Source organism: Polaromonas sp. P1_F8, assembly GCF_056405635.1.
The window spans coordinates 579201-595217 of record NZ_JBFUBS010000001.1; the positions used below are offsets into that span (position 1 = coordinate 579201).

13 protein-coding genes are annotated in these 16017 nt (G+C 61.5%); 3 read left to right on the forward strand and 10 right to left on the reverse strand.

What is annotated here, in order from left to right:
- Positions 1-53: 53 nt before the first annotated feature.
- The 9 genes from AC1D1J_RS02810 to AC1D1J_RS02850 all read right to left on the reverse strand — a co-directional run bounded on the left by AC1D1J_RS02810 (position 54) and on the right by AC1D1J_RS02850 (position 10476).
- Complete coding sequence (locus tag AC1D1J_RS02810) at positions 54-2942, reverse strand: 2-oxoglutarate dehydrogenase E1 component (protein WP_457280656.1); 2889 nt, start codon at positions 2940-2942, stop codon at positions 54-56.
- A gap of 276 nt (positions 2943-3218) precedes the next feature.
- On the reverse strand, positions 3219-4934 hold the full coding sequence (gene soxB, locus AC1D1J_RS02815) for a thiosulfohydrolase SoxB (protein ID WP_477693828.1): 1716 nt from the start codon (positions 4932-4934) through the stop codon (positions 3219-3221).
- A 106-nt stretch (positions 4935-5040) separates the two neighbouring features.
- Positions 5041-5700 carry a sulfur oxidation c-type cytochrome SoxX gene (soxX, locus tag AC1D1J_RS02820; protein ID WP_477693829.1) on the reverse strand — a complete coding sequence of 220 codons (660 nt, stop codon included), beginning with the start codon at positions 5698-5700 and terminating at the stop codon, positions 5041-5043.
- 18 nt (positions 5701-5718) lie between these two features.
- The gene (soxA, locus tag AC1D1J_RS02825; protein ID WP_477685680.1) at positions 5719-6525 is read right to left on the reverse strand and encodes a sulfur oxidation c-type cytochrome SoxA; all 807 of its coding nucleotides are present in this window, start codon (positions 6523-6525) and stop codon (positions 5719-5721) included.
- Positions 6526-6588: 63 nt separating this feature from the next.
- Positions 6589-6900: a thiosulfate oxidation carrier complex protein SoxZ gene (gene soxZ, locus AC1D1J_RS02830; RefSeq protein ID WP_477685679.1), complete on the reverse strand. Its 312-nt coding sequence runs from the start codon at positions 6898-6900 to the stop codon at positions 6589-6591.
- Positions 6901-6949: 49 nt separating this feature from the next.
- On the reverse strand, positions 6950-7417 hold the full coding sequence (gene soxY / locus AC1D1J_RS02835; RefSeq protein WP_457280651.1) for a thiosulfate oxidation carrier protein SoxY: 468 nt from the start codon (positions 7415-7417) through the stop codon (positions 6950-6952).
- A 148-nt stretch (positions 7418-7565) separates the two neighbouring features.
- Positions 7566-8705 (reverse strand): c-type cytochrome, encoded by a 1140-nt coding sequence (locus tag AC1D1J_RS02840; protein ID WP_477694460.1) that lies wholly within the window; start codon positions 8703-8705, stop codon positions 7566-7568.
- Between the two features lie 34 nt (positions 8706-8739).
- Positions 8740-10074, reverse strand: a complete 1335-nt coding sequence (gene soxC / locus AC1D1J_RS02845) for a sulfite dehydrogenase (RefSeq protein ID WP_477685678.1) — start codon at positions 10072-10074, stop codon at positions 8740-8742.
- An 18-nt stretch (positions 10075-10092) separates the two neighbouring features.
- Positions 10093-10476, reverse strand: coding sequence for an ArsR/SmtB family transcription factor (locus AC1D1J_RS02850; protein ID WP_477685677.1), 384 nt, complete (start codon positions 10474-10476; stop codon positions 10093-10095).
- Between the two features lie 254 nt (positions 10477-10730).
- Here AC1D1J_RS02850 and AC1D1J_RS02855 point away from each other — a divergent pair, with 254 nt between their 5' ends.
- The 3 genes from AC1D1J_RS02855 to AC1D1J_RS02865 all read left to right on the forward strand — a co-directional run bounded on the left by AC1D1J_RS02855 (position 10731) and on the right by AC1D1J_RS02865 (position 14904).
- Entirely contained in the window at positions 10731-12062 is a 1332-nt protein-coding gene (locus AC1D1J_RS02855; protein ID WP_477685676.1) for a surface lipoprotein assembly modifier, read from the forward strand.
- Between the two features lie 39 nt (positions 12063-12101).
- Entirely contained in the window at positions 12102-13517 is a 1416-nt protein-coding gene (locus AC1D1J_RS02860) for a FecR family protein (RefSeq protein ID WP_477693830.1), read from the forward strand.
- Between the two features lie 67 nt (positions 13518-13584).
- Positions 13585-14904, forward strand: coding sequence for a FecR family protein (locus AC1D1J_RS02865; protein ID WP_477685674.1), 1320 nt, complete (start codon positions 13585-13587; stop codon positions 14902-14904).
- A gap of 20 nt (positions 14905-14924) precedes the next feature.
- Here AC1D1J_RS02865 and AC1D1J_RS02870 read toward each other — a convergent pair whose 3' ends face one another.
- The gene (locus tag AC1D1J_RS02870) at positions 14925-15941 is read right to left on the reverse strand and encodes a glycosyltransferase (protein ID WP_477693831.1); all 1017 of its coding nucleotides are present in this window, start codon (positions 15939-15941) and stop codon (positions 14925-14927) included.
- Positions 15942-16017 lie beyond the last annotated feature (76 nt).

Below are 16017 nucleotides of genomic sequence, written 5' to 3' on the forward strand. Positions count from 1 at the left end.
ATTCTTTCGGGTTCGTTCTTGTATTCGTGTTCTTGGTTCGGGAAGGGGCGACCTTACTTGGTCAGCACAAAGCCCTTGAGCTTGGCAAACGCGCCGTCCACCAGCGCCTTTTGCTGCTCCTGGTGCAGGTGCGAATAGCCCACAGCCGGTGATGCCGAAGCAGCACGGCCGGAATAGCCCAGTTTTTGACCTTCGAACATGTTCTCGTGGATGTAGTGCTGCACAAAGAACCAGGCACCCTGATTTTGTGGCTCGTCCTGGCACCACACGATGTCGGTGGCGTTCGGGTACTTTTTCAGCTCGGCCGCAAAAGCCTTGTGCGGGAACGGATAAAGCTGCTCAACACGAATAATGGCCGTATCGTCAATGCCCTTTTCTTCACGCTTCTTGGCCAGGTCGTAATACACCTTGCCCGAGCACGCGATGATGCGCTTGACCTTGTCTGCCTTCTTGTTGATGTCATCCTTGGTCTCGGGGATGATGGTCTGGAACCCACCCTTGGTGAATTCGGACAGCGGCGAGGTGGCGTCCTTGTTACGCAGCAGCGACTTGGGCGTCATGATGACCAGCGGCTTGCGCAGGTTGCGCACCATCTGGCGGCGCAGCACGTGGAAGATCTGGCTGGCGGTCGTCGGTTGCACCACCTGCATGTTGGTGTCCGCCGACAGCTGCATGAAACGCTCCAGGCGTGCCGAGCTATGCTCCGGGCCCTGGCCTTCATAACCGTGCGGCAGCATCAGGGTGATGCCATTGACGCGGCCCCACTTGACTTCGCCCGAGGCGATGAACTGGTCGATCACGACCTGCGCGCCGTTGGCGAAGTCGCCGAACTGGGCTTCCCAGATCACCAGCGTGTTCGGATCATTCGAGGCATAGCCGTATTCAAACGCCAGCACGGCCTCTTCCGACAGGATGGAGTCGATGACAACGAACGGAGCCTGGTTGTCGGCCACGTTCTGCAGCGGCACATAGGTACCGGTGTCGAACTTTTCGCGATTCTGGTCGTGAATGACGGCATGGCGGTGCGTGAACGTGCCGCGTCCGCAATCCTCGCCCGACAGGCGCACCGGGTAGCCACTTGCCACCAGTGAGGCAAACGCCATGTGCTCGCCCATGCCCCAGTCCACAGGGACGTCGCCGCGGCCCATGGCTGCGCGGTCGTCATACACCTTCTTGACCAGCTGATGCGGCGTCACGGTCGCGGGGATGGCCGTGATCTTGTCGGCAAGGCGCTTCCACTCGGCCATCGGGATCGCGGTGTCACCGGCATCGGTCCACTTCTTGCCCAGGTAAGGCACCCAGTCAACCGCATACTTGCTCTTGAAGTTGGTGAGAACCGGATCAAACGTGCTCTTGCCGGCATCCAGCGCGGCGCGCGTGGCCTTGACCATGTCGTCGCCCAGGGTGTCGCCCATGCCCTGCGCCGTCAGTTTGTCGGCGTACAGGCGGCGGGTGCCGGGGTGCTGTGCAATTTTCTTGTACATCAGCGGCTGGGTCAGCGCAGGCGTGTCCTGCTCGTTGTGGCCCAGCTTGCGGAAGCAGATGATGTCGACCACGACATCCTTCTGGAACTCCATGCGGAACTCGAGGGCCAGCTGGGTAGCCAGCACCACGGCTTCCGGGTCATCGCCATTGACGTGCAGCACCGGCGCTTCAATCATCTTGACGACGTCGGAGCAGTACAGCGTCGAGCGGCTGTCGCGCGGGTCGCTGGTGGTGAAACCGATCTGGTTGTTGATCACGATGTGCACCGTGCCGCCGGTGAAATAACCGCGGGTTTCGGCCAGCGCCAGCGTTTCCATCACAACGCCCTGCCCTGCAAAAGCGGCATCACCGTGCACCAGCACCGGCAGCACCTGCAGGCCTTTGGGGTCGGCACGGCGATCCATGCGGGCGCGCACCGAGCCTTCAACCACGGGGTTGACGATTTCCAGGTGAGAGGGATTGAAAGCCAAAGTCAGGTGGACCGGGCCGCCAGGGGTGGTCACGTCGGAGCTGAAGCCCTGGTGGTACTTGACGTCGCCGCTGGGCAGGTCTTCAGGTGCGGTGTGGTCGAATTCGGCGAACAGGTCGGCGGGGACTTTGCCCAGGGAATTGACCAGCACATTCAGGCGGCCGCGGTGGGCCATGCCGATCACTATTTCCTGCACGCCCTTGATACCGCCCTGCTGGATCAGCTCGTCCATGCAGGCGATGAAGCTCTCGCCGCCTTCGAGCGAGAAGCGCTTCTGGCCGACGTACTTGGTGTGCAGGAAACGCTCCAGGCCTTCGGCTGCAGTCAGCCGGTCCAGGATGTGGAGCTTCTTTTCCTTGGTGAAATTGGGTTTGCTGCGAATCGATTCGAGCTTTTGCTGCCACCAGCGCTTGTGGTTCTGGTCGGTCGCGTACATGTACTCGGCGCCAATCGTGCCGCAGTAGGTTTCGCGCAGCGCGTTCATGAGCTCGCGCAGGCTCATGGTGTCTTTGCCGAAGAACGTGTTGCTGGTGTTGAACACGGTTTCCTGGTCGGCGTCGCTGAAACCGTAGAAAGACGGCTCCAGTTCGGGAATTTTGTCGCGTTCGGCACGCTTGAGCGGGTCCAGGTCGGCCCAGCGTGCGCCGACGTTGCGGTAGGCGGCGATCAGTTGCTGGACGGCCGTGCGCTTGCGGCCCATTTCGGAGTCGGCGCCGCTGGCGACCACAACTTTGGTCTGGCCCTGCTTGGCGCGCTCGGCAAAGGCGTTGACGACCGGCAGATGCGGAACGTCTTTGGCATTGCTGCCGTCGACGGCGGGAACGTGCTGGAGTGCGTCGAAATACTCGCGCCAGTTGTCGGGCACGCTGCCAGGGTTGGCAAGGTAGTTTTCGTACATCTCTTCGACATAGGGCGCGTTGCCGCCGAAGAGATAGGTGTTGCCTTGATAGGCAGAATAGACAGACGATGCTGCCGGGTTGGAACTCATATCCGCTGACCTCCGTTTCCCTTTGGGAAACATTAGCTGGTTAAAGCTTGTTAATTAACCTTCCGCAACACGGCTGGACCGATTAGCGGATGCGACTGTGGCAGGAAGGGCCTTCAGAAACAACCCAGATTGTGCCACCGAACTGTGACAGCGGAAAGACGGTGCTCATGACCATACCCGAAAAGGCCATCGCTTCTACGCACGCCCAACGCTCCCACATACCTCTTACATGCTCTCACATGCTTCGAAGCTACTGCTGCATTTGGGGGCGGAAAGTCAGGCGGCAAGACCCGGGTTGCCGGCCACGCCCACAAGCCGCGGGGTGTTGGGTTTGACAGGTTGAATGACCTTTTTGGCCTTCAGATAGCTTTCCACCACCTCCCAGACCGGGGGGCCGGCATTTTTGCTGGCCTCGGCCACCGGTGCCCAGCCGGCCACCTTGTAAGTCTTGCCGGCTTCGATGGGCTTGCCGCCCAGACGCATGTCCTGGATGCGTTCACCCATTTTGACGCCGGGCTCGCAGGTGTAGGTCAAACCGCCCACACGCACCATGTCGCCGCCCTGCTGGTAATACGGATCGGGGTTGAACAGGTTGTCGCCCACGTCCTCCAGGATGGTCTTGATCATGTCGCCGCGCATGTCCGTCAGCGTGGTCCAGGGATACGTGATCGCAGTCTGGTCCATCACGTGCTCGCGCGTGATGGCCTGGCCGGGCAGCAGAGAGGTTCCCCAGCGGAATCCGGGTGAAAACGCGATCTCGGCGCCGCGCACATTCATCAGCGCGTCCAGGATCAGCTGGTCAAAGCTGCCGTTGAAGTTGCCGCGGCGGTACAGCGTGCCTTCCGTCACCGCCAGTTTTTCACCCAATTTGGCGGTGTAAGGCGCCCTCACCTTGTCGATCAGCGCATTCATGGCCGCATCGGCCGGCAACAGATTGGCAAACACCGGCAGCAGCCGGTAGTTGAAACCGGCCACCTTGCCGTCCTTGACGTCGAGGTCCAGCACGCCCAAAAACTTGCCGTTGCTGCCCGCGTTGGTCACGATGGTCTGGCCGCCGGGGTTTTTGACGATAACAGGCACCGGCACGCCGTCGTGGGTGTGGCCGCCCAGAATGGCGTCGATTCCCGTGACGCGCGAGGCCATCTTCAGGTCCACATCCATGCCGTTGTGGCTGAGCAGCACCACGGCTTGCGCTCCTTTGGCACGCGCCTCATTCACCGTTTCCTGCATTTCGCTTTCGCGGATGCCGAAAGTCCAGTTCGGTGTGAGCCAGCCAGGATTGGCAATCGGTGTGTAGGGAAAAGCCTGGCCGACGATGGCAACAGGCACGCCATTCATTTCCTTGATGACGTAGGGCTTGAACACCGGGTCGCCAAAGTCGCTGGTTTTGACGTTTTGCGCAATAAAGTCAACCTTGCCGGCAAAGTCCTGCTCGACGATCTTCTTGATGCGCTCTTCGCCATAGGTGAAGTCCCAGTGGCCGGTCATCACATCCACGCCCAGCAGTTTGGCCGCATCCACCATGTCCTGGCCTTGCGTCCAGAGCGCCGTGGCGCTGCCCTGCCAGGTGTCGCCGCCATCCAGCAGCAAGGCGCCAGGGCGGCCGGCCTTCAGCTGCTTCACCAGCGTCGCCAGATGCGCGAAACCGCCCACCTTGCCATACTGGCGCGCGGCCCGCTCAAAGTTCAGGAAGGTCAGCGCATGCGCCTCGGGCGTACCCGACTTCAGGCTGGCGGCCTTGAGCAGATGTTCGCCCACCAGGTGCGGCGCCTGCCCGCGCATCGCCCCCACACCCAGGTTGACGGAGGGTTCGCGGAAATAGATCGGCAGCAGCTGGGCATGGCAATCGGTCATGTGCAGCAGATGCACATTGCCGGTGCGCGGCAGCTCGTACAGGCTTGCAGCCTGGGCGGCGCCGGCCTCGCGCAAAGGGAAACCGGCAGCCAGCGCAGCGGCCATGACACTTGCAAACTCTCGACGGGACAGGTTCATGGCGTTGGTCATCCTGCCCGGTGTGCCAGGCACTCTCTCAGGTTGCTATTAATTCAGGAGCTGCTTGCGCCCGTCGTTATTGGCCTGGAGGCCGAAAATACTCAAATTATTTGTTGATGGGCGAGTTCGGGTCCAGCAGCAGCGCCATCACGTCGCGGATCTGCTGCTCGTTCAGGATGGCGGCATGGCCAAACCGCGGCATGTCGGAGCACGCGTTGTAAGCCTTGGCGTTCCACAGCTTGCCCCAGGTGTACTCCACGATGGGCTTGCTCTCGGGCGAAGCCGGGTTGCTCACGCCACGCAGCTTGCCGTAGTTGTAAAGACTGGGGCCGATGGAGCCGAAAGACAGCTCGGCCTTGCTGATCTGGTGGCAGTTGTAGCAGCTGCCGCCATTGGCTTCGCCGGGCTTGTCGCTCCAGGTCAGGCCGCGGCCGTTCTGCGCAATTTTTTCGCCTTCGCTCCAGCTGCCGAGGTACTTGCCATCGGAAGGCAGTTTCACGGTTTTGAGGTTGGCTTCTTCAACGGCTTTGGCTGCTTTTTCCTCCAGCGGCTTGCCGGCTGCTTCCGAGCAAGCCTGGTTGGATGCGTCCAGCGTCAGGCGGTCCATCTTCGCGATGCCCTGCTCGCGGAAAGAGCTTTTCAGCACCTGCTGGGTGGCTTCGTCTACCTCCTGCGCCGTGGGCGCAATGGCGCAACTGGACAGGAAAAAGGCCGTCAATGCCAGGCAGGCGGAAGACAGGGCGGCTTTGGTGTATATCGTGTTCATCAGTTCTCTCCTGCCTGATTAGCGTTTGAGGGCCGGCGCAATGGAGGCGCCGCCCTTGCTGTTGACGCCCATGTACACGCCCAAGGCGATGGTGGCGTCGGAGGCGTAACCCGGGAAGGGGAAACGTTGCTGGCGATAGCAGTCGTTCAGGCGGCGCTGCATGCTCCACAAGTCGCCGCTGGAGACGCGGTAGGCCGGCCAGGCGCCAAAACCGTTGCCGGCGCCGGGCTGTTTGGTCAGGTTGGGCAAATCCTGCAGCCGCACACGTTTGTTGTCTTCACCATGGCACGATGCACAGGAAAAGTCGTAAGGCCCGCCGCGCAGGTAAAACACCTTCTTGCCGACTTCGTACATCAGCTTTTCCTTGGCGTGCGACTGCGGCACGTTAAAGGTCATATCGCGCGATTCACCCGAGATATAGGCCACCAACGACTCGATGGACTTCTGCTCGCCCGCGCCGAAAGGAGTTTTGGCGATCTCGGCAGCATTAAAACCCTGCAGCTGCTCCATACAGGTCAGCAGGCGCGACTCCATGTCCTGCACCCGCTGGGTATCGGCAAAGAAGCGCGGCAGCTCGACAAACGCCCCCTTCACCACGCCCGGGCCCTTGCCCAGGTCGCATTTTTCAAGCGAGGCATTTTTGGGGCCGCGCGCCTGTTTCCAGAGTGCCTCGCCACGGGCTTCGTACAGCTCGGCCGGGTTGCCGTCAGCCAGCATGGCGCGGTATTCGGCAATACCTTCAGCAGTGCTCTTCTGCGCCGCTGCAGGCAATGACAAGGTGGCCATGGCGGCCAGGGCCGCCAGCCCAAACAGGCTCAACTTCATCGTGGACTCCTCAAATATCGTTGTGGGGCAGCCAATGTGCCGCATCGGGAAAACGGCCGGGATTCAGGCAACAACGGCTTCGTCGGTGCGCTTGTCGCCGTGGTTGTCGACCCAGCTGACCGCGATCTTGTCGCCGGCCTTGCCGCCCTTGAAGCTGAACTGCACAAAAGGGTTCTTGGACACGGCCGTGCCCCACTGCGCGCTCATCACGGTCTTGCCGTTCCAGGTGGCGCTGATGTTCTGGATAAACCAGGCCGGGACGGTCTTGCCGGCCGCGTCCTTGCGCTGACCGCTTTCCATTTCGTGACTCACCAGCACGCGCACGGTGGTTTTATCGCCTTGGGCCTGTGCCCGGATTCGCATCGGTTCTGACATTTTTTTCTCCTGATTTCAAGGGTTGAGGTGGTGATCGGGTGCGAGCGGCTTAACCGCCGCAGCCTCCGAGCGTGACCTTCACTTCCTTGACCGCATAAAAGTACTTGTCACCGGCCTTCGCCAGCGCGTAAACATTGGATGACTGGCCCATCTTGATGTTGGTCGAGACGTTGGCATCGGTGCCGGCGGGAATCTCGAACATGGCGGCGAGCGCGCTGGGGTTCTTTTCGACAACAAGCGCAATTTGCGTGGTGTTGGCAATGTTGCTTTGCGCGCCGACACGCACCACATTGCCGTTCTCGGCAATTTCGGGCGCCTGCAGCAGCAGGTCCTTGCTTTCAACCGGAGCGCTGGTCGCGCCCATGGCTTTGGCGGCATCAGCCAGGGACTTGCTGTCAAAAGCGGCCTTGTTCCAGCCTGGCGCGTTTTGCGCGTGGGCCGGGTTCAGCCCGGTGGCCGCTACCAGCACCAGCGCAGTGGCGCCAGAACTGCTGGCCAGAAAATCACGACGTTCCATGGTGAACTCCTTTTTTATATAACTTGAATGTCTGAAAAACTAACAACTATTGGACACAAAAACGTCAAGCCGTGGAACGGTACTTATCCCGACCACGCTGTGAAAAAGTTAAGGCCGGCTGTCTCGACATCGTCAATTTCCATGCGCCTCATTTTGACGCGCCCTGAGCCAGCCAGTGGGAAATCTGCGCCGACTCCGCCGCACTCAGCGCCTGCGGCGGCATGGGGATTGCGCCCCAGACACCCTGCCCTCCGGCCTTGATTTTGCCCGAGAGGTAAACCGTCGCGTCGGCGCGGTCTTTATATTTGTTGGCTATATCCTTGAAGGATGGCCCGACCAGCTTGCTGTCCATGCCATGGCAGGCGGTGCAGGTATTTTTTTGCAGCAGCGGCATGACGGACGCAACGCCGGGCGCGGCGGTTTTACCGGCAGCTGGCTGCTGCACGGCAACAACCGGCGTGGAGTTTGCTATCTTTTCAGGAGCTGCTTGCGCTCGTCCTGCCTGGTCTGGAGCCGTATTTGATTCAAATATTCCGGCCATCGGCGGCCGGGTGGTGTCCACACCCCGGCTGGCACCCACCAGCCGCGACTGCTCGGCCAGGTTGCCATGAGCGTTGCGCGCGTAGTCTGGCAGAAAGCTTTTGACCACCACTTCACCAGCGCAATTTTTCATGCATGCCGAGCCCTGGACATCGGGGCGCGCCGTGCCGCCCAGCTCCTTGCCCGGCCACATCGCGTGCGACGTCGTCATGCCGTTGCGGTTGGGCAGACGGGCCTGTACCTCGCGGATGTTCGCGTCCGACAAGGTGAAGTTGTCGGGCAGGATATTGCCCAGGTTCAGGATGTAGGCTGTGACGGCGTAAACCTCGTCAGCCGTCAATGTTTTCGGGGCGTTCCAGGGCATGGCGCGGTTGATGTAGTCCCAGAGCGTCGATAGCGTGGAGACTTTCATCAGCGTGGTGCGGTTCGGCTGATTGGAGCCAGGCATCAGGCCGTCCACTCGGCCATTCTTGATGTCGTCGGCCGTGACGCCGCCGGCAATCGGCGTGAACACTTCGGATGACTCGGCAAAACTGCCGTGGCAGGACGCACATTGCGCCTCCCAGATCACCTCGCCCTGCCGCACCGAGCCCTGCCCTTTGGGCAGGCCCTTGAAGTCGGGCCGCACATCGATGTCCCAGGCCTTGACCTCCGCCGGCGTCGCCGTGCGGCCGATGCCGGAGAGCGCCGCCGGTTTGTCAGCAGCCGCAGCCCATTGGGTAACACCCGCCAGCAGCAGCGAGCCCATCGCAACGCGGACGCCATGAGAAACGGACAAAGCCCTAGATCTGAACATTTTTCACCTCGCCGTTTTCTTCCAGCGACCACGACTGGATGGCGTTGTTGTGATAAATGCTGCGGGACGCGCGCACTTTGCGCAGTTCGTTGTACGTCGGCTGGATCTGGCCGGTTTCATCAACGGCACGGCTCTGGAAAATGGCTGGTTTGCCGTTCCACACGAAATCGGCATTAAAGCGCGTCAGGCATTTGGCCAGCACCGGCCCTTCCAGGCGCGCCGGCGCCCAGTTGCGCCCACCATCCACGGAGACATCCACGCGTTTGATCTTGCCCCGGCCGCTCCAGGCCAGGCCCGTGACGTTGTGAAAGCCCTTTTGCAGCAGCACCTGCCCGCCGCTGGGCGAGGTCACCACACTTTTGACTTCCTGGATGCTGGTGTATTGCCGGTGCAGGCCGCTGGGCTGCAGGTCGACGTAATGGATCGTCTCATCCTTGGCGCCATAAGGCATGTCGCCCACCTCGATACGCCGCAGGTATTTGATCCAGCTCACGCCCTGCACGCCCGGCACGATGAGCCGCAACGGGTAGCCGTTTTCAGGGCGCAGCATTTCGCCATTCTGGCCATAGGCCACCAGCACTTCGCCGCTCATCACCAGGCTCATGGGGATGGTGCGGGTCATGCCCGAGCCGTCGGCCCCCTCGGCCAGGATGAACTTCGCGCGCTTGAGGTCGGCGCCGCACAGCTCCAGCAGGGTCCGCAGCGGCACGCCGGTGAATTCGCTGCAGCTCAGCATGCCGTGGGTGTACTGCACTGTTGGCACCGCCGAGTTGCCCCACTCCATGCCGGTGTTGGCGCCGCATTCGATGAAGTGCATGCGGCTGACGTTCGGCAGGCGCATCAGCTCATCCATGCTGAAAACCATGGGGCGCTTGAGCATGGCGTCATCGGAGCCATTGACCATCAGCCGGTGTTTCGAAGGGTCGATGTCCCACCAGCCCTGGTGGTGGCGCTCAAAGTGCAGGCCGCTGGGGGTGATGATGCCAAAGAGGCCCTGCAAGGGGCAAAAGCTCACGCTGGCCTGGCCGATGCGCGTGAGGCCCGGGCTCTCGCGGCGCTGCAGGTTTTTTTCCCATTCGCTGGGCAGTCCGTAACCACGGGCCGCCACGGGCTGGCCCAGGCCCTTGCTGTGGGCGGGAAGGTTCAGGATATTGGCATCGCCTTCCGGAGTCGCTGCCCGTGCCTGGCCCACCGCCACCAGGCCGGCTGACGCAGCCGCAAACGCGCCGGCCAGAAAACCGCGGCGCCCGGCGCGCACATCCGCTATTTGCGCCCCTGAGAGGAAATTCTCCGGCGCGCGCTGTAGAAAACGGCTCAGCATAAAAGGCGTTCTTTCAGTTCAGGCGTCGTGGGATGCGGACCGCGGAGACAGGCTTTCGGCCGCCGACAATCCGCCCGGCTCATCCAGCTCAATGGCGATCTGGGTGCAGACACTGCGGCACAGCGCCACGGCTTTTTCGCTCTGAACGCGGTAAATCACCTGGGTGCCTTCCTTGCGCTTGGCCAGCACACCGGTGCGGTACAGCACGGCCAGATGTTGGGAAAGATTGGGCTGGGTGGTGTCAATCTCCGCCAGCAACTCGTTCACGGACTTTTCACGCTCGCACAGGGCGCTCAAGACGCGCAGGCGCATCGGCGTCGCGAGCACAGCGAACAACTCGGCCGCCAGTTCAAACACACGGCCCCTCTCGACTTGCGCACTGGTCTGGATCATCTCGTTCATAGCGATTTATGCTTAATATAAGTGATTGATGATATTAAGCGTGAAGCCGTCCCAAAAAACCCGTAAATACCCTAGGCCAGCAAGGCGAACAGGTAAATATCACCAACCAACCCGCCAAACGCTAAAAAGGTGTTGCCTCCATGCACTTGAGCAGTCCGGCAAAGGTGTAATAAAGCGTTGAAAGACCCCTCATCGTGATATAAAACTTTTGTTACTTACGAGTTGTTACCCGTGACACGTAAAACCCAATACTTATGTCTTCAAAAAAAACCTTCATCTTCAAAAGTACCGGCATCCTTCTCGCCGTCATGATGGCCACCGCGGCGCATGCGGAAGTCGATGCACTGGTCAGTCAGGCGCGTACGCTGCTCGACCAGAGCCAGGCACAAAAAGCCTTCGACCTGCTTGAGCCCCAGGAAACCGCACGCGCAGGCGACCCCGACTTCGACACGGTGCTGGGTATCGCCGCCAACGACACAGGGCAATTCACCCGCGCCATATTTGCGCTCGAACGCGTGCTGGCGGTGCAACCGGCCAACTCCCGTGCGCGTGCAGAGCTTGGACGGGCACTGTTTGCCGTCGGGGACAACGCCGGCTCGCGCAAGGTGTTACTGGAAGCCAAACAAGACAACATCCCGGCGGAGGCCGCCGCCACCATCGACCAATTCCTGCAAGCTATTGATCGCACGGAAGAAGCCGCCCGCTCGTCCGTCAAACCGTACCTGGAAGCCAGCGTCGGCTACGACACCAACGTCAACAGCGGCCCCGGCAATCCCAATGTCGCGGTTCCGCTTTTTGGCGGCGCAATTTTCACCCTCAATGCTTCGGGTGTTGAGACCAAAGATGCCTTCATGACCCTGGGCGGCGGGCTGTCAGCCCGTTACGTCGTCGACCCGCGCTGGTCGTTGATCGCGAACGCCAGCGGGAATTCGCGCATCAATGCCAAGTACAACGACTTCAACACCGGTCAGGTTGATGTCAACGCCGGTGCCAGCTACCGCTACGAAAAGCACGAATTCACCGGTGTCGTGCAGGCCGGCAGCTATACCGTCGCCGGATCCCGCGCGCGCGACCAGCAAGGCCTGGTCGGCGAATGGACCTACCGCATCGACGGCTTCCGCCAGTGGAGCACTTACCTGCAATGGGGCGAGTTGAGCTATCCGGGTCAATCGCTTCGTGATGCGGACCGAACCGTGCTGGGTACGTCCTACGCCCATGCATTCCGCGACGGTTTGCTGGTCTTCGGGGGCATTTATGTGGGTGCCGAGAAGGAAAAAGCCAGCGGCGTTCCGCACATGGGCCACCACCTGTTCGGCATCCGGTTGGGTACACAGAAATCCATCAGGGACGACCTCGCCTTTTTTGGCAATATCAGTTATGAAGACCGCAAATACGGCGGCACCGATCCGCTGTTCCTGGTCACCCGCAGCGACAGGCAGCTCAACCTGAACCTTGGCCTCAACTGGGTGCCCGCCAAGCTCTGGCGCGTGACGCCACAGTTGTCACTGACCTCCGTCAAGTCGAACATTGCCATTTCCGACTACAACCGCAGCCTTTTCTCCGTGACCGTGCGCCGCGACTTCTAAACCTGCCGTGCCGACTGAACACGCCCCGCCAGACACCCCATGAAAACCATCCGGGAACGCTCTCTCAAACACGCCGCCCTGTCGGTCGTGATTGCGGCGGCCTTCCCCGTGCAATCGTTCGCCGCCGACTCGGCCGGCGTGGCCCAGTTCGTCGCCGGCGACGTCAACGTGCTGCGCGCGAATGGCAAAACCGAGGCACTGGCCAAGGGTAAACCGCTTGAAAGCGGCGAATCCATACTGACGAGTGCCGCGGGCCGCGCCCAGGTCCGGTTTTCGGATGGCGGCCTGGTGTCACTGCAGCCCAATACCGAGTTCAAAATCGCCAACTATGTCAACGAGGCTGACCCCAAGCAGGACCGTTTCCTGGTCGACCTGTTGCGCGGCAGCATGCGGGCCATCACCGGCCTGATCGGCAAGCGCAACCGCGAGAACTACAAAGTCACGACCACCACGGCCACCATAGGCATACGCGGTTCCGGCTTCAGCGTGGGCTACAACCCGGACGGATCACTGGGCATCACGACGGAACTGGACGCCATCGAGGTCTGCAACGCCGGTGGCTGCGTCGGCCTGACGGCCGGCGAGTCGGTGCGGGTCATTAATAGCTCCGAGGCGCCAGTTCGCACCAATACGCGGGCCAACGTGCCGACACCGCCGCCCGTCCAGGAAGTGGTCGTTGCGGGCAACCAGACCACGTCCGATGGCAAGCCCGCCATTGTCCCCACCACACCCGTCAAACAGGTGTTCACCGACCTGGCCGCCGCGATTGCGTTCACCGACAGCGCGGCCAACCCGGTGGTCGAAAGCTACTACCCCGAGGCCGGCACCGCTGTGCTGACCAGCTTCCTCAGCGGCAAACCCATCGACTTCGACAGTGTTGACAGCCGCAACGTCCGGACCCAGTTCCGCAGCACGCCCGGCCTCGCCACGATGGAAAAAGGCGCGCTGGGTGCGCCGTCCGATCCCGACTTCGTCGGCTGGGGCAGCTGGGTGACGGGGCAAAAGTTCGTGGGGGGCTCGCCCAGCGCGATTGAATCCGTTCACTTTGTAATGGGCCGGCCGACGCCGACGGCCCAGATGCCGGCCGACAATATGCAGGGCACTTACCAGTTCGCCGGTGGCACTGCGTTCTCCAGCCTGCTGGGCGCGGGTCAGCTTGTCAGCGGTTCGCTGGTCGCCAATTTTGGCGTCGGACAAGGCTATGGCAGTGTGGACCTCACCACGCGCTTTGGCGGAAATGACTATGGCGTCAGCAGCAGCATCGACATCAACAACGCCAAGATCACGAACTCCTCAGGAGCGAATGTCACTGGCTTCTTCACCGGCAACGAGGCCAGCCGCGCCGCATTGGTTTATAGCGCCTCGTCGGTTACCGGCGCGGGCCCCAACGCGGGCCAGGTTTCCGGTGCGGCCGTTTTCCAGCAGACCACCCTGGTCCTGAGACCACCCCAGTGACCAAGGCCACCCCTTTTAACGCCGCGCGCCGCCCAGTCCGCATTAATTGAATACTCGGAGAACCACCATGACCCCGCACATCAAGCTCCAACACACCGCCCTGGTTATTGCGCTGGCCGCCATTTACCCACTGCAGGCCCTGGCAGCGCCTTCCGCGGGCGTGGCCCAGTTCACCACCGGCGAAGTCAGTTTGCGGCGCACGGACGGCAAGACCGACGCGCTGGTCAAAGGCAAGGACATCGAAAGTGGCCAGGCCATCATCACCGGCCTCGATGGCCGCGCCCAGGTGAAGTTCTCCGATGGCGGTGTCGTTTCGCTGCAGCCGGGAACAGAGTTCAAGGTCGCCAACTATGTGGACAAGGCCGACCCGAAGGAAGACCGCTTCCTGGTAGACCTGCTGCGCGGCAGCATGCGGGCCATCACCGGATTGATCGGCAAACGCAACCGTGAAAACTACCGTGTCACCACCACGACGGCCACCATTGGTATCCGCGGCTCTGGCTTTAATGCAGGGTACAACCCGGACGGCTCGCTGAGCGTGACAACCGAGCTGGATGCGATTGAGGTCTGCAATGCGGGGGGATGTGTCGGGCTGACGGCAGGTGAGTCTGTCCGGGTGGTCAACAACGCAGACACGCCGAAACGAACGAATGTACGCCCGCCCATACCCACACCCGAACCTCCAATAGAGCCCATCCTCATCAATAAAGCGGTTGTGACCGATGTCAAGCCAGTCAACACAGGCACGTTCACAAATTTCAAGTCAACCGCAACCTACCACTCGCAGGGCAATTTCGGACCTTCCACCATTTCGCCTGTTGCCACGGGCACTTCCGCAACCATTGACACCGGCAAACTGACCGCGCTCAGCGCCAATGGCAAGGATTTCACCCCCACCATCAACGCCTTTGCAGGCTCGGCGGGCTCTACCGACGCGGGCGACTTTATCGGTTGGGGTTCGTGGACCACGGGCACACGCAACCCAAGCACCACGAACATCAACGATCTCCACTACATCGTCGGCCAGCCTACCCTCGTCATGCCCACAGCGGGCACCCTCAGCTACAACCTGATCGGCCAGACGCCAGTCACGGGCTACGACACATCCCTACAGGCGGCCGTAGCCTCCGGAACCCTGACATCCGCAACGTTCAGCGTCAACTTCGGCACGGCCAAGCTGAGCATGGGCGTGGTCACGACACTTGGCGGTTTTGCGGCATCCAACATCAGTGTTGCAGGCGGGCAGTTCAGCTACTCCAACGGTGGACCGGTTTTCACCGTGGACGGTTTCTTCACCGGGGTGAATGCAAGCCGTGCCGGCATGGTTTACACCGGCACCAACGGAAACATTCGCTATTCAGGCGCAGCAGCATTTGCCGCGCCCTGATGGGGGCGGCCGGTCACCGTTCACTTGAGATAGAACGCCAGGTCGCGCTCCGTTGCCTCGGGGCCGTGCATCTGGCTGGCCCGCTCTTGCGCTGCCATGCCCAGCTGAAGCCTTAAATCCACCGAATCATTGAGCGACATCAGGGCGTCGAAAGCCTGCTCCTGCGAGCGGATCAAAAACCCCGAGACGCCCTGCTCGATGACTTCGGCATAGCCACCGTTCACGTGGGCCACTACCGGCAAACCGGCCCCCATGGCCTCCAGCACCACCCGTCCGTATGCCTCGAAAAAGTTACCGGTGCGGTAGAACATCGCATCGAGCGAGCGGTAAAAATCCGGCACGGACTCTGCCCCTGCAGGCAACAATTCAACACCTTCGGTTCCGGCCAGACCCGGTGCCAGGCAGGTTCCTCCCATGATGCGGACCCGTATGCCGCGGCTGGCCAGCATGCGGTAAAGCGAAAGGTCCTGCGGGTTGTGCTTTTCCAGCAGATCACGGCTGGCACGCCCGACCGTGAAAGGCCGCGGTTGGGCTCCACCATGCGGCCATCGGGCAAAGCGTTCAACAGCAACCTCTGCAAAAGGCGTGAGGTCGAGCAGGCTGGGAATGACCCGCGCGGTCAATGCCGCGGTGCGGCGCAACCAGTCGGACACAGAAACGATTTCCGGGTCAAGGCCGGTGTATTCCCGCACGCCTTCGACAATGGCAAACAGCTGCCCCTGGTGGGAAATGTTGTGCAGAAGCACGATGCGCTGGAATCGCGTGTATTTCAGCCAGACGCCCGGTTGCAGGTGCACGCCGCCTATCAGCAGCGTGCCCTCCCTGGGAAACTGGTGCGCAAATGGCTGCACGGCGGTAATGCCTTCCGCGGCGTACCCTCGATGCACCGGCACATCGGACCAAAGCTTGACCGGGCGCCTGCCGGCCAGAAGCCGCGAAAGGTCCAGCAGCTCCCGCTCCGCGCCCGTGTACAACTCGCCGAACCGGCCTAGCAGGTGCAGGACGCCGGGGTCGGTGGAAGTCAGGCCTTGGGTCATTAGCCGCGATTATCTCCGCGCCCGCCTGAATCCCCGAACCCACCGTGCCACATAATTCCTGCATGCACGACGGCGA